This window comes from uncultured Shimia sp., assembly GCF_947493595.1.
Classification (GTDB): Bacteria; Pseudomonadota; Alphaproteobacteria; order Rhodobacterales; family Rhodobacteraceae; genus Shimia.
Genome location: NZ_CANLRL010000001.1, coordinates 346,944 through 361,139, shown reverse-complemented (window position 1 = coordinate 361,139; position 14,196 = coordinate 346,944). Strand labels below are relative to the sequence as shown.

At 56.8% G+C, this 14,196-nt stretch carries 9 protein-coding genes and 1 tRNA gene; 5 read left to right on the top strand and 5 right to left on the bottom strand.

What is annotated here, in order from left to right; all coding sequences use genetic code 11:
* Positions 1–60 precede the first annotated feature (60 nt).
* Both Q0955_RS01790 and Q0955_RS01785 read right to left on the bottom strand, forming a co-directional pair.
* A complete protein-coding gene (locus tag Q0955_RS01790) occupies positions 61–702 on the bottom strand; it encodes an aminotransferase class IV family protein (protein ID WP_299419136.1) in 642 nt (213 codons plus the stop codon).
* The gene (locus Q0955_RS01785; RefSeq protein WP_299419134.1) at positions 660–1,784 is read right to left on the bottom strand and encodes an aminodeoxychorismate synthase component I; all 1,125 of its coding nucleotides are present in this window, start codon (positions 1,782–1,784) and stop codon (positions 660–662) included. The genes Q0955_RS01790 and Q0955_RS01785 overlap by 43 nt, the downstream gene beginning before the upstream one ends.
* Positions 1,785–1,985: 201 nt before the next feature.
* Here Q0955_RS01785 and carB point away from each other — a divergent pair, with 201 nt between their 5' ends.
* From carB to Q0955_RS01770, 3 genes are all read left to right on the top strand, one after another.
* Positions 1,986–5,315, top strand: coding sequence for a carbamoyl-phosphate synthase large subunit (gene carB / locus Q0955_RS01780; protein ID WP_299419132.1), 3,330 nt, complete (start codon positions 1,986–1,988; stop codon positions 5,313–5,315).
* Between the two features lie 256 nt (positions 5,316–5,571).
* Positions 5,572–6,552: a hypothetical protein gene (locus Q0955_RS01775; protein WP_299419130.1), complete on the top strand. Its 981-nt coding sequence runs from the start codon at positions 5,572–5,574 to the stop codon at positions 6,550–6,552.
* 66 nt (positions 6,553–6,618) lie between these two features.
* Positions 6,619–7,863, top strand: coding sequence for an Hsp70 family protein (locus tag Q0955_RS01770; RefSeq protein ID WP_299419128.1), 1,245 nt, complete (start codon positions 6,619–6,621; stop codon positions 7,861–7,863).
* A 146-nt stretch (positions 7,864–8,009) separates the two neighbouring features.
* Here Q0955_RS01770 and Q0955_RS01765 read toward each other — a convergent pair whose 3' ends face one another.
* Positions 8,010–9,086, bottom strand: coding sequence for a hypothetical protein (locus Q0955_RS01765; protein ID WP_299419126.1), 1,077 nt, complete (start codon positions 9,084–9,086; stop codon positions 8,010–8,012).
* Positions 9,087–9,366: 280 nt separating this feature from the next.
* Positions 9,367–10,596, bottom strand: a complete 1,230-nt coding sequence (locus Q0955_RS01760; RefSeq protein ID WP_299419124.1) for an acyl-CoA dehydrogenase family protein — start codon at positions 10,594–10,596, stop codon at positions 9,367–9,369.
* A 221-nt stretch (positions 10,597–10,817) separates the two neighbouring features.
* Between Q0955_RS01760 and Q0955_RS01755 the strand changes: the two genes are divergently transcribed.
* A tRNA-Gln gene (locus Q0955_RS01755) sits at positions 10,818–10,892 on the top strand.
* 1,039 nt (positions 10,893–11,931) lie between these two features.
* Positions 11,932–12,924 carry a hypothetical protein gene (locus Q0955_RS01750; RefSeq protein WP_299419122.1) on the top strand — a complete coding sequence of 331 codons (993 nt, stop codon included), beginning with the start codon at positions 11,932–11,934 and terminating at the stop codon, positions 12,922–12,924.
* Positions 12,925–13,443: 519 nt separating this feature from the next.
* Here Q0955_RS01750 and Q0955_RS01745 read toward each other — a convergent pair.
* Positions 13,444–14,118: a hypothetical protein gene (locus tag Q0955_RS01745; protein ID WP_299419120.1), complete on the bottom strand. Its 675-nt coding sequence runs from the start codon at positions 14,116–14,118 to the stop codon at positions 13,444–13,446.
* Positions 14,119–14,196: the final 78 nt, after the last annotated feature.

The following is a 14,196-nucleotide window of genomic DNA, read 5'->3' as shown; positions in this document are numbered from 1 at the left end:
CATCACACGAAGTTCAATTGAGTCAAAAGCGCCTACCCAGGCAGTCGCAGCCCTCCCGCCTCAAACGTCAGACAGAACGGCACCGACCTCACCACGCAGCGCATTTGTGAGCACAATACGCCTTGCGGACCGCAGGTCATCCACCGTCAAAACCGCCTCTTGGACCGCACCAGCATCCAACAAACTCTGGCGATAAACTCCCGGCAAACACCCAGACGTCAACGCCGGTGTCAGCCGCGCCCCATCCGGCATTGTTAGAACGACATTGCAAATCGTGCCCTCGCACAGCTCATCCCGTTCATTCAGAAACAGCCACTCCTGAACGCCGTCGGGCAAATCCGCCCGCCAGCGGTCATATACCTCCCTGCGCGTTGTCTTGTGCCGCAACAAGGCATCCTCCGAACGCAGCCTCTCTGGCGCGATCCGCACCGACCACTGCGCTGACGCCTCTGGCAACGCCGCCGTTGTGATCTCGACATCGCCAGCCGCGCCAAGTGTCAGCCGACAGCGCAACGCGCCCTCCCCGCCCAGCGCGTCAATCGCCTCCGCCACGCGCTCAGGATCATACTCAAATCCCAGCGCCCGCGCAGACCGCTTCAGCCGTTCCAGATGCAAATCCAGTCGCGCAATCCCCTCGGGACGCCAGGCAAAGGTCTCAATCAGGCGGGTTCCGGCTGGAACTGGGCAAACCGTGCTTTCCACAGCGCTTCCTCATATTCATCCGGTGCAGTGCTGTCCCAGACAACACCACCACCGACATTCAATGTCATCTGTCCCGCCTGTGCCATCAAGGTGCGGATCGCCACACTGAACTCAGATCGCCCATCCGGCGCGGCCCAGCCAATAGAGCCACAGTAAATCTCACGCGGCCATGGCTCCAAATCGCGCAAGACCTCCATCGCCCGCAGTTTTGGCGCCCCCGTTATGGACCCGCAAGGAAACAGCGCCTTCAGAATATCAGCCAAGCGCACATCCTCCTGCAACTCTGCCGCCACGGTGGAGGTCATCTGATGCACGGTGGCGTAGCTCTCGACCTCAAACAGCTTTGGCACATGCACCGAGCCCGGCTTGCTCACCCGACTGATGTCATTGCGCAGCAGGTCCACAATCATCAGGTTCTCAGCGCGGTTCTTTTCATCCGTCGCCAACCACTGCCGCCGCCGCGCATCCTCACGCGGATCATCACTTCTCGGCTGCGTCCCTTTCATTGGGCGTGTTTCAATTCGGCCCTTGTCATCTGTGCGGAAAAACAGCTCAGGTGACCGGCTCAGAATGTCCGGCAAGCCATCTTGGCGAATAAGCGCGCCATGCCCCACAGCTTGCCGCGCCGCCAAGGCCCCGTAAAGCGCGACCGGATCACCTTCAAACTTCGCCTCCATTGGGAAACTCAGATTGGCCTGATAGATGTCGCCAGCCCCGATATAGCCATGCACCCGATCAAACGCCGCCCGATAGGTCGCGGCACTCCAGCGGGTCTCAAACGGCCGCAGATCAAACTTGCCATCCCGCGGCAATGGTCCCGCCATCTCCGGCGCACGGAACACACCAAAATTGATCAACGGCACCCGCCGCGTCTTAGGTAACAACCGCCGCAGCTTTGGCTCCAGCACATAGCCCAGCTCATAGCTGACATAGCCCGCCAACCAGAACCCGGCGTCCTGCGCCTGTGTCAGCACGTCAAAGGCCATGCCCACTTCGTTGGGATCGGTGATCGTGATCACATGTTCAGGCTTCTGAAACAGCGTCGCCCCGCCATCTGGCCCATGATCAAATCGAATCTGCACGTCCGCCCCCCGGTCGCTGGTAAATCCTTGCCAGCCATATACGTTGCATTTTATTAAAAAACAGTGGTCAATTGCGGCGCTTTACGACAAATTTCCGATCCCCCTTGCGCCCGCCCTTCTGATCCGTATAACGCACGACAATTTGCGTATTTGGCGTTTCCTGCCCGCCAAGACATCGCTGCCACCAGCCCGAGGTCCACCATGCCCAAAAGAACCGACATCTCCTCGATCATGATCATCGGGGCCGGCCCCATTGTGATTGGCCAAGCCTGTGAATTTGACTACTCCGGCGCACAAGCCTGTAAAGCGCTGCGAGAAGAGGGATATCGCGTCATCCTGGTGAACTCCAATCCGGCGACGATCATGACCGACCCCAACATGGCGGACGCAACCTACATCGAGCCGATCACCCCCGAAATGGTCGCCAAGATCATCGAGAAAGAACGCCCCGACGCGCTGCTGCCAACGATGGGCGGCCAAACTGGCCTGAACACCGCTCTGGCGGTCGAAGAGATGGGCGTGTTGGAAAAATTTGGCGTGGAGATGATCGGCGCGGACCGCAACGCCATTGAAATGGCCGAAGACCGCAAACTCTTCCGCGAGGCAATGGACCGTCTCGGCATCGAAAACCCCCGCGCTTCCATCGTGACCGCACCGAAGAACGACGACGGCACAGCTGATCTGGACGAAGGCATCCGCCTCGCGCTCGAAGAACTTGACGACATTGGCCTGCCAGCCATCATCCGTCCCGCGTTTACAATGGGCGGCACCGGTGGCGGCGTGGCGTACAACCGCGAAGACTACATCCACTACTGCCGCACCGGCATGGATGCCTCCCCGGTGAACCAGATCCTGGTGGATGAAAGCCTGCTGGGTTGGAAAGAATACGAGATGGAAGTGGTGCGCGACAAAGCGGACAACGCCATCATCGTCTGCTCCATCGAAAACGTCGATCCTATGGGCGTGCACACCGGTGACTCCATCACCGTGGCCCCTGCCCTCACGCTGACCGATAAAGAATATCAGATCATGCGCAACCACTCGATCAACGTGTTGCGTGAGATCGGCGTGGAAACCGGCGGTTCCAACGTGCAGTGGGCGGTGAACCCGGCTGACGGCCGCATGGTTGTGATCGAGATGAACCCACGGGTAAGCCGCTCTTCCGCGCTGGCCTCCAAAGCCACCGGCTTCCCAATTGCCAAGATCGCCGCGAAGCTGGCGGTCGGCTACACGCTGGACGAGCTCGACAACGACATCACCAAAGTCACCCCGGCCTCCTTTGAGCCGTCCATTGACTATGTTGTCACCAAGATCCCGAAATTCGCGTTTGAGAAATTCCCCGGTTCCGAGCCAAACCTGACCACCGCGATGAAATCCGTGGGCGAAGCCATGTCCATTGGCCGCACCATCCACGAGAGCATGCAAAAGGCGCTGGCCTCGATGGAAAGCGGCCTGACCGGTTTTGATGAGGTCGAAATCGAAGGCGCGCCTGACAAAGCCGCTGTGACCAAAGCGATCAGCGCGGCCACCCCGGACCGCATGCGCACCATCGCGCAAGCCATGCGTCATGGTCTGACCAACGATGAAATCCACAACGTCACCATGTTTGACCCGTGGTTCCTCGACCGCATCCGCGAGATTGTGGACGCCGAAGCGGAGGTGATCGCCAACGGTCTACCAACAGATGAGAAGGCCATGCGCCAGCTCAAGATGCTGGGCTTCTCTGACGCCCGCCTCTCCAAGCTGACTGGCCAGTCCGAAAGTGACGTGCGCAAAGCCCGCACCGGTCTGGGCGTCACCGCCGTGTTCAAACGCATCGACACCTGTGCCGCTGAGTTCGAAGCGCAGACGCCTTATATGTACTCCACCTACGAAACCCCGATGATGGGCGAAGTGGAATGTGAGGCCCGCCCAAGCGACCGCAAAAAAGTGGTCATCCTGGGTGGCGGTCCAAACCGCATTGGCCAAGGGATCGAGTTTGACTACTGCTGCTGTCACGCCTGCTACGCGCTGACCGAGCAGGGCTATGAAACCATCATGATCAACTGCAACCCGGAGACCGTGTCCACCGACTACGACACTTCCGACCGTTTGTATTTTGAGCCGCTAACCTTTGAACACGTGATGGAAATCCTGCGCGTTGAGCAGGAAAACGGCACCCTGCACGGGGTGATTGTTCAATTTGGCGGCCAAACCCCACTGAAACTGGCCAACGCGCTGGAAGCCGAAGGCGTGCCAATCCTGGGCACCACCCCGGACGCCATCGACCTGGCCGAAGACCGCGAGCGCTTCCAGGCGCTGGTCAACAAGCTGGAGCTGAAGCAGCCTAAGAACGGCATCGCGTCGACAGATGCCGAAGCGCTGGCCATTGCCGAAGACATCGGCTTCCCACTGGTGATCCGCCCATCTTACGTTCTGGGTGGCCGCGCCATGGAAATCGTACGCGACATGGCCCAGCTGGAACGCTACATCGCCGAAGCGGTTGTGGTCTCTGGCGACAGCCCTGTGTTGCTCGACAGCTACCTCGCAGGTGCGGTTGAACTGGATGTGGATGCGCTCTGTGACGGCACCGACGTGCACATCACCGGCATCATGCAGCACATCGAAGAGGCTGGCGTACACTCTGGCGACTCCGCCTGTTCGCTGCCGCCCTACTCGCTGGACAGAGACACCATCGCGGAAATTGAGCGTCAGACCCACGCGCTTGCGATTGCGCTCAATGTTGTTGGCCTGATGAACGTCCAGTTCGCAGTCAAAGACGGCGAGATCTACCTCATCGAGGTGAACCCACGCGCGTCGCGCACCGTGCCGTTTGTGGCAAAATCTACCGACAGCGCGATTGCCTCCATCGCCGCGCGCATCATGGCGGGCGAGAAACTGGCGGACTTCCCAAAACGCGCGCCTTACGTGGAGCTCGACGCCACCAAGGATCAGCCAATTGCGGATCAAATGACGCTGGCAGACCCCAACATGCCTTGGTTCTCAGTGAAAGAAGCCGTATTGCCATTTGCCCGCTTCCCCGGTGTCGACACCATCTTGGGGCCAGAAATGCGCTCCACCGGCGAAGTCATGGGCTGGGACCGCTCCTTTGCCCGCGCCTTCCTGAAGGCCCAAATGGGTGCTGGCATGGTGCTGCCTACTGAGGGCAAAGCCTTCATCTCGGTCAAAGACGACGACAAAACCGAGATGATGATTGACGCCGCCAACATCCTGATTGGCATGGGCTTCACCGTGGTTGCCACCTCCGGCACCGCCGCCTGGCTGTCTGAAAACGGCGTGGCCTGTGAAAAGGTCAACAAAGTCTATGAAGGCCGCCCGAATATTGTCGACATGCTCAAAAACGGCGACATCTCTTTGGTGATGAACACCACCGAAGGCGCGCAGGCCGTGAACGACAGCCGCGAAATCCGCTCCGTGGCGCTGTATGACCGCATCCCTTACTTCACCACGGCTGCTGCGTCCCACGCCGCCGCCCGCGCCATGAAGGCCCGCGAAGAAGGCGATCTGGAAGTGCGCAGCCTGCAAGGCTAAGCCACGCTTGTTAGGAGACTTCAGAAGGGCGGCTCTCCAGCCGTCCTTTCTCTTTGCGCCTCACCTGTGAGCCGATGCCAAAAAGACTCGCTTTTGGCAGGGATTTTGCCGCACCCTTGACCTAAAGCCGCCGCAGCACTCAAGCTGATTGAAAAAGCTAATTTGAGAGCAGGCCAATGACACGCGTTATCCTAATTCTTGCAACCCTGATCACCCTTGCCAGCCTCGCCGCTTAAAGGGGCGTGTAGGTAGCCCGGTGATCCAAATCACACACACGTCACCTCCTCCGAAGGCCAAAGTCGCCACGCTCGCCAACCTAACACGCGGCGCCACGCTCTGGATGCGTGACCCGCGGCGCACCCCGGTTTGTGTCACCGCCCTTAATGAGGATACCGCCAGCTTTACGGTTGAGGTTCTCGACTTTGAAGACAGAGGCGCTCGGTGGACGTTCCCCGTTTGGCAGTCAGACAAGTTCCTTTGCAACGTAGAGATGCCGACCTTGCCAACGGTCACCCAAGAGGCGCTACAAACGGCCAGTCAGCGGCTCAACAGACCACTCCTCGTTCCCACAAAGACCGCCCAACGCGCCAGCACCGAAGCAAAGCTCACCAAACTGACGGCCCAAGCCCACGCTTGGCTGACCAACGCAGGCCTCCGCACTGCCCCTGCATCAACTCCAGAAACCTTCTCCGCCCTCACCGATCCCGACGCCCTGTCGGCTTGGCTCACACACCACAACGTCCAGCACATCGAAACCGATGTCGCCACCCAATACGTCAGCAATCCCCACGCCGGCGAAACCATCAAAGCCCACCGCCTCGCCTTGGCAGACCTCGGGCTCTGCCCTTTTGAAGGCCGCATCCTACGCGACACCACCGAGCTCACCGGCTCCAAAGCCATGCCCCACCGCAGGCGCCACATCCTCGCCCGCCTCGCATTCCTCCGCGCCGTCTTCGCCCTGCTCGGAATGTCCCACGTCCCGCTCTACCGCGTGATCTATTCCGATACCGCACTCACACCGCCGCGACCGAGCGGGTTCACCTCTGCCACCTTTAGCCAAGAGGTTGCCCTGCGTTTCCTCAAAGCCGGTCAAGCCAAACGCCACGCCGCACTCTACTGGCAACACGTCCCCGTCACCCGCCTGTTCATGACACACCTCGAAACCCCACAAATGCGCGGCCTCTACGACGAACACGAGGCCCTGCTGCTCAGCGCCCCGTCAGGTCCCCTGTTCTGACCTCTTGACCACCTCCGCAACAAACCCTAAACCCGCGCCTTCGATTTGAGTGGCGGAGACCGGACCATGCACACCCACACCCTTGGCATCGACTTTGGCACCTCCAACTCCGCCGCAGGTGTGGCCGTCAATGGCGCGCCCCATCTGATGACCTTTGCGCATGGCGAAACCACCCTGCCAACCACGTTTTTCTTTGACTTTGACAGCCGCAAAACCCTGCTTGGCGCCCCGGCGAACCAAGCCCTTCTGGACGGCATCGAAGGCCGCTTCATGCGCGCCCTCAAACGCGTGCTCGGCACCACGCTGATGCACGAAAAGCGCCAGATCCTGAACGAGCGCGTCACCTTTGTCGACATCATCGCCCGCTTCCTGCGCCACATCAAAACCACGGCTGAGGCCCAAACCGGCTTGACCTTCGCCCACGCCCTCTCCGGCCGTCCAGTGGTCTTCCACGGCGCAGACGACCCGCGCGAGGCGCAAGCCGAAGCCGACCTGCGCGCATGCTATCTGGCCGCCGGTTTCACGGACGTCACCTTCATGGCCGAACCCGAGGCCGCCGCCATCGCCAACGGAGCGCTGGAACACCCCGGCCAACTCGGTCTGATCGTCGACATCGGCGGCGGCACCTCCGACTTCACGCTCTTCCGCACCACTGACGCAGGCATCGACACGCTCGCCAATCACGGCGTGCGCATCGGCGGCACCGACTTTGACCGCGCCATCAGCATCGACCGCGTGATGCCTCTGCTTGGCCGCGGCACCGAGCTGCGCAACCAGTTTGGCAGCGGCACCCACACCGCCCCGGCGGCGATCTTCAACGACCTCGCTACCTGGGAGAAAATCCCCTTCCTCTACACCGCCCAAACCCGCCGCGCCGTGGACGACATGCTGCGCCAAGCCCAAGCGCCCGACCAAATCGCCCGCCTCGCCGAAGTCCTGCGCGATGAGCTGGGCCACGACATCGCCTTTGCAGTGGAGGCCGGCAAAGTCTCCGCCAGCAAGGCCACGGCCAACCCCAAAGTCGACCTCTCAGTGCTCGACAGCAACCTGACGGTCCCCCTTCCCCCCGCGCTACTGCCCGACATCCTCGCCGGCCACGCCGCCAAGCTCGATCAAGCCATGGTGGACATTCTGACAGACACAGGCACCGCCGCGCCGGACGTCACCCAAGTGATCTACGTCGGCGGCTCTAGCCTGTTGTCGGTGGTGCAAGACACCGCCAAAGCGCGCTTCCCGCAGGCGAAGCATAAAGTTTCCGAGGTCTTCACAGCCGTCGCAGATGGCTTGGCAATTGCAGCGGAGCGGCGGTAGCGTCCGCCCCCTTGCCCACCAAACGCCCGAGAAGTGAACCGCCCCTCCTTATGCCAATGCTTTGCATTGGCAGCGCCCGAACCGCCCCCACGGGGCGGGCGCTTCGCTTCCTAGCCCCTCGGTTCGTGCGCCACAGTAAGATGCCGCTAAGCGTCAGGGTGTTTCTCGTACCTACTATCATTGAGAAAGCAATCGTGGGTGACGTATTTAAGCGCCCAAGAATGGCCTCTTGTGCAATCAAGAATGTACAAAGCCGAAATAACAAACTCCACGAACTCACTAACTTTTGTCGCATCCACTTGCTCTCTTCGTCCGTGGGCGAGTTCATTTCTCTGACTTATCCACTTCTTTAAGTACTTCGTGGCTTCGTTATTAATCGGGAAAAATTCACTAGGGGTCCCACTCTCCTTAAGAATTTGCGGAATTACCTCATTGAGAAGTTTAATCAGCGGGGGAGATTGAATTTCCTTCAAAAGGGGAGAGGCTTTCGGGAGTAAGGAACTCAACAAGTCTGCAACACCAGTTTCAAGTGCTGTAACCGCTACAAGAAGGGCGCTCCTTGGCGCGACTTGCACCAATTCAGAAGCCTCTCGAGCAAGCTCATGCGAAACAGGCTCGCGATATGAGTTTTCGAACAAGTTAACCGCGAAATCCAATGAATCTTTCTTCAGCAAAAGCCCTTCCCACTCGACAACGCGAAGGTCGCTGTTTCTTGGAATCCCATGCCACTCCAAACCATCAAACGAGTACCGAAAACTGATCTCCCGGGAAACTTGATAGCCGCCTGAGTTCGACTGATGCCAACGTACACACTTCAAAAACTGAACCAATTGATCAGTCATCTGTTGGTGCAGACACTTTAGCCAAGGCTTGCTGCCCCTAGGAAGAAGTTCAAAAGGAAATCCAAACCCCGGTTTTATTTGTCCTTCGGAGTTCACAATCTCTGTCTGCCCCGCGTGAAAAGGAATACCACTTTGAACAGGCTCGTCGAGCAGTAGCAGCCCCTCGGTGAGAGCGGTCAAGGTTGCCACCACTCGGTCTGGCGGCTCTAGGGAAGACACATAGTCACAACACAGTTGCGACTTGGGTTGATGCGGAAGTGTGCCTTCAAAGTTCCAAAACTCAAATTTTCTCTGATTTTCTCCCATCTCAATACAAACCGGGAGGTCAACTGAGTTGCTGGCAAACTGGTTACCTAGAGAATGCTGAAGCTTAAAAAACATGGGTCGCCCAAGTTGGTCCTTTCACTTGAAAGGCTATGCGCATTATTAAATTTTGAATACAGCTATACCTTGCAGAATTCAAAAGTATTGGCTTTAGCGACTTTATTGTTTCAAAGATCGGATCACAGAAAACAAAGCAAATTAAGCTTTCTAACCCCACCGCCCGCTGTTGCACTCCCCGCCTATGCAACAAAAACAGGCCCCGTCTCACCGAGTCGGGGCCTCAAAACACGCACCGCCGCAAAACAGTCGCGATACCGACGTTATACCGACGTGAAAATCAGACTTTTTCTTGCGTGTATTGGCGCAGCTCTTTGCGGGCCACTTGGCGGCGGTGCACCGCGTCGGGACCGTCTGCAAGGCGCAACGTTCGCACGTGTGTCCAGGCCTGCGCCAGCGGGGTGTCCTGCGATATGCCGGTGCCGCCAAACATCTGCACCGCCTCGTCGATCACTTTTAGGGCCACATTGGGCGCCACCACTTTGATCTGGCTGATCCACGGCGCCGCCGCGCGTGCGTCGCCCTGATCCATGATCCAGGCGGTCTTCAGGCACAGCAGCCGCGCCTGCTCAATCTCCATGCGGCACTCGGCAATGATGTCGTAGTTTGCGCCCAGATGCGCCAGCTTCTTGCCAAAGGCCTCTCGGCTCAGCGCGCGTTTGCACATCCGCTCCAGCGCCGCCTCAGCCTGTCCAATCGCGCGCATACAATGGTGAATGCGCCCCGGCCCAAGCCGCCCCTGCGCAATCTCAAAGCCACGCCCCTCGCCCAGCAAAATATTCTCCGCTGGCACCCGAACGTTGGTGAACTTCAGATGCATATGCCCATGCGGCGCGTCGTCCTGCCCATAGACCATCATGGGCCGCAAAACCTCGATGCCCTCCGCCCCCGCTGGCACCACAATCATCGACTGACGCTTGTGTACCGGCAGCTCCTCACCGCCGGTTTTCACCATCACGATATAGACTTTGCAGCGCGGGTCCCCTGCCCCAGAAGCCCAATATTTCTCGCCATTTAGCACATAGTCATCGCCATCGCGCACACAGGACATCTCGATGTTCGTGGCGTCCGAGCTGGCCACGTCCGGCTCTGTCATCAGGTAGGCTGAGCGGATTTCGCCATTCAGAAGCGGCTTCAGCCAGTCTTCTTTCATAGCGTCACTGCCATAGCGTTCAAACACCTCCATATTGCCGGTGTCCGGCGCCGAGCAATTGAACACTTCGGCGCCCAAAGGCGTCTTGCCCATCTCCTCGGCAAAGAAGGCGTATTCCACGGTGGAGAGCCCAAATCCCTTGTCGGAATCGGTCAGCCAGAAGTTCCACAAGCCCCGCTCTTTGGCCTTGGCTTTAAGCCCCTCAAGGATTTCCGCCTGTCGCTCTGTGTAGGTCCAGCGGTCGCCTTTAGCGATCTCCGCATGGTATTCATCCTCCAGAGGCATCACCTCCTCGCGGATCGTCTCTTTGACCTGCGCCAACAGCTTTTCGTTTTCAGGTCGTATTCCCAGAAACATCGCCCAACTCCTCTCCAACTCTTTGTCCCACCATGTCGCGCGGGCGGTCCTCTTGTCCACGAGAGGGATTGAAAATGACGCAGGGTCTTAAAAATCAGGGGTTAGCGAAGCCCTAAAAAATTCCGAAAATTTTTCTGCATTTTGAGTGAAATTTTTTCTGCCAAAAATGCATTTCTGCTCTTGCACCTCCCCGCGCTGCTAAGTAAACCCTGCCTCACAGTTGGGGTGTAGCCAAGTGGTAAGGCACCTGTTTTTGGTACAGCGCATCGTAGGTTCGAATCCTACCACCCCAGCCAACAATCCGAACATCAGTGTTTATTAATCTTCCAGGCCCTCTAGGCATCAAAAATGCCCCTAAAAGTGCCCCTGCTTTAGGCTCTGTCTGAGTATAGTCAGCAAGGCCAACGATAGAGATAAGTAATGATGGCGCAGGATAGAGATGCGGAGAAGCCCGGAAGCTCCCCCGCCTTGCATAATCATCCTCCCAAACCCAAAGAACGAAGATAAGAAACTCTCTCTCCGAATTTTTTTTGAAGAAAACACTTGTAGTTAGGCTGAGCCGCTCTTAGGTGATTTTGAGGCAACCAAAGGAGTACCCATGCCCATTACCACCTGTTGATTTAGTATCGACTATTTGCCTGAGGTGGGAGAGGCTGGACTTAGCACACATAACGAACAGAGTACGTACGTCTTAGCGTCTTCGCTGAGGCGTTTTTTTTTATTCCCACCTTTCGCTCTGCGTCAGGGGGGGAGGTCTTCCCTGATGCTTTCATTTGAAACACTTGAAAGGTCAGGAAATGATCTATGGAAAGAAACGGATCAAGAAACAGAAGCACCAAGCCTATCACAATGGGGCTCGACCCTTCGTATTCGCGACCACTCGATGTTCACGTGTATTCGGAGCATTCAGAGATTGGGAAAACGGTGGAGCATATTTGGCAGAAAAGTTGCTTGGATCTCTCGCCATGCAGCAAACCACGAGGGGGAGCTCGTCCGAAGACTAACTATCGCGGTCAATTGAGAGTTCTGATCCTTGATCTCTATGTTGCTTGGAAAACGGACCCTAAGCTTTCGATAGGGGTTCATCTGTCCAACACAGCTTGGAACACTAACTCTAGGTACAACGCGATTGGCCTTTCGAGGATAATCCCGAGATTGGTTCATAGGCTGGCGAAACAAGGCTATATAGAGCTTTCAAAGGGAAGTTTCGCAGGTTCAGGAGCGAAGACCAACCGAACCGCACGGATCATCGCAGCGGAGCCTCTTCGTAAGCTATTTCGGAAAGCCAAATTTGGTCGGGAGCACATTTTTGTGTTTCCGAGCAAAGAGAGTGTTGTGCTGCATGATGAACGCAAAAAAGAGGCTGAATACCAAGACACAGATTTTACCAAAGCCATCCGGGCAGATCTGAAGGCCTACAACGAACTGCTCGCTCGGACTTTCATCGATGTTCCGGATCAGGTTGAGACGTTCATTCAGCGACCAATCAAGTCTGGTCCGCGCCAAGGTGAACTGAATCGAGTTCCGATCTGCGGCTGGGATCACCATGTCCGGCGCATCTTCAATCGTTCTGACTGGAGGTCTGGCGGTCGGTTCTATGGCGGATGGTGGCAGAGTGTTGGCTCCGAATTCAGGAAGCGGATTCACTTAGACGATGAGCCAACTGTTGAGGTGGACTATCAGGCTCTTCACGTGGCGATCTTGGCGGCAGAGAAAGGAGTTGATCTTTCTGGAGACCCATATGAGCTTCCTGAGGGTTTGGTTACAGGGCTTGATGCGCCGAGCCAGCGAAAGCTGGTGAAGTCTCTTGTTCTTATGGCTCTAAATGCCCGTGACCGAGGCACAGCCTGCAAGGCGTTTCGTCAAGATGCGCCTGTGGGTTCGGAGGAGAAGTCAATGACCAACAAGGAGTTGCTTCGGGTGCTTGATGCGTTCTCGGAGAAACATCCTTTCTTGGCGGATGGTCTTTGCTCGGATCAGGGTATTCGCTTGATGAACATCGACAGTCGGATTGCGTCTCGTGTCATCAACTACCTAACGAAGAGGCAAATCCCAGTTCTGTGTGTTCATGACAGCTTCCTCATCAACTACCGCCACGCCAACATGCTGAAGACGGTCATGCGGGGCGCCTGCCTGTTCGAGGTTGGGAGGCAAGTAGCTCTCTCCAACAACTATCAGGGTCTGGATGAGATGGAGCGGGATAGTCCGGAGCTGGTAGCAGACTATATCGAGTTCCGTCATCGGGACCGCTGCTCTGAGTATCGTATCCGTCAGAGGCTGTTCGGAGAGAGAGTTTCTTATCTTCGTTCTTTGGGTTTGGGAGGATGATTATGCAAGGCGGGGGAGCTTCCGGGCTTCTCCGCATCTCTATCCTGCGCCATCATTACTTATCTCTATCGTTGGCCTTGCTGACTATACTCAGACAGAGCCTAAAGCAGGGGCACTTTTAGGGGCATTTTTGATGCCTAGAGGGCCTGGAAGATTAATAAACACTGATGTTCGGATTGTTGGCTGGGGTGGTAGGAACCCTTGCGTCTCGATGAAACGCATCGGCTTTCCCGAACCAACTCAAAAACTGGGGCACTTATTGGGGCACTTTTGCCTGTCCGCGTCCCGATCTCTTGGCCCGTCCTGAAACCACGGGGGCGGCAAACATTCAGCGACGGACATCGCCAATAACTCCATCTCATGTAGCTGACCATCCGCCTCAGCAATCTCTCTCAGCAGCGCCACCGCTCGCTCACGGACTAGCAGTCCTTGCTCTGTCTGAACCGTCTGAGGCCCTCGGTAAGCTCCTGGAGGGTCAGTTGGTCGAGGCGGTCTAGGAAGAGAGACAGGGCGGCTTTTTCAGTTGCACTCACTCTTCTTTTCCAGTTCGGCAACCCATCCTCGAAGTGTGTTGCGACTTCTCTCAAGTCTGGAGTTCTCAGCTGACAGAGCTTCGACTTGCGCAGTTAGCGTGTTTTCTTTCTCGCCGCATTGTCTATTTGCCTCTTCGTTGGCGAGTATTACTGCAGCGGATAGCCCCTCCAGTTCATCAACTCTAGCTTTGGCCAGTTCTAGCTCTGTTGAAGCCTCGTCTACCGCTGCAGTTAGTCCATTAATGACTGCCTTTTTCTCTTCCAATTTCAATTTAAGCTGACCCGATTGGTTAGTTAACTCGTCTACGATTGCAGGCAATAAAAGTTCCGTAGTTGCAAGCAGTTGTTCGCCAAAGTCGAGGCAGCCACCATTGACAACGCGACCTCGAAATAAACCTTCAGCAAGTATTCGATCGCGCATCTCTTTGATGAGTACCATGGTTTGTGCATTAGCATCGACAAGGGTAACACCGTCATTCAAGTACATGACTTCCACAGGGAATTCATTGATAAACCCTTTCTTTTGATCAGAGCCGGTCGCGAAAATAAGCCCAATCTCTTGTTCTCCAAAATGACACAACAGAGCCTCGACATTAGATGCGTAGGCAATCGATTGTGTGGATAAAAGCAATGACATAGAGAGAATGCTTCGTTTGAGCATGGGAAATCCTAAGGTTAAATTCAGTGATCCCACTATAGCCACAGATTGAGGCCTTCACCCGCGTAGTTTTGAAGCGGC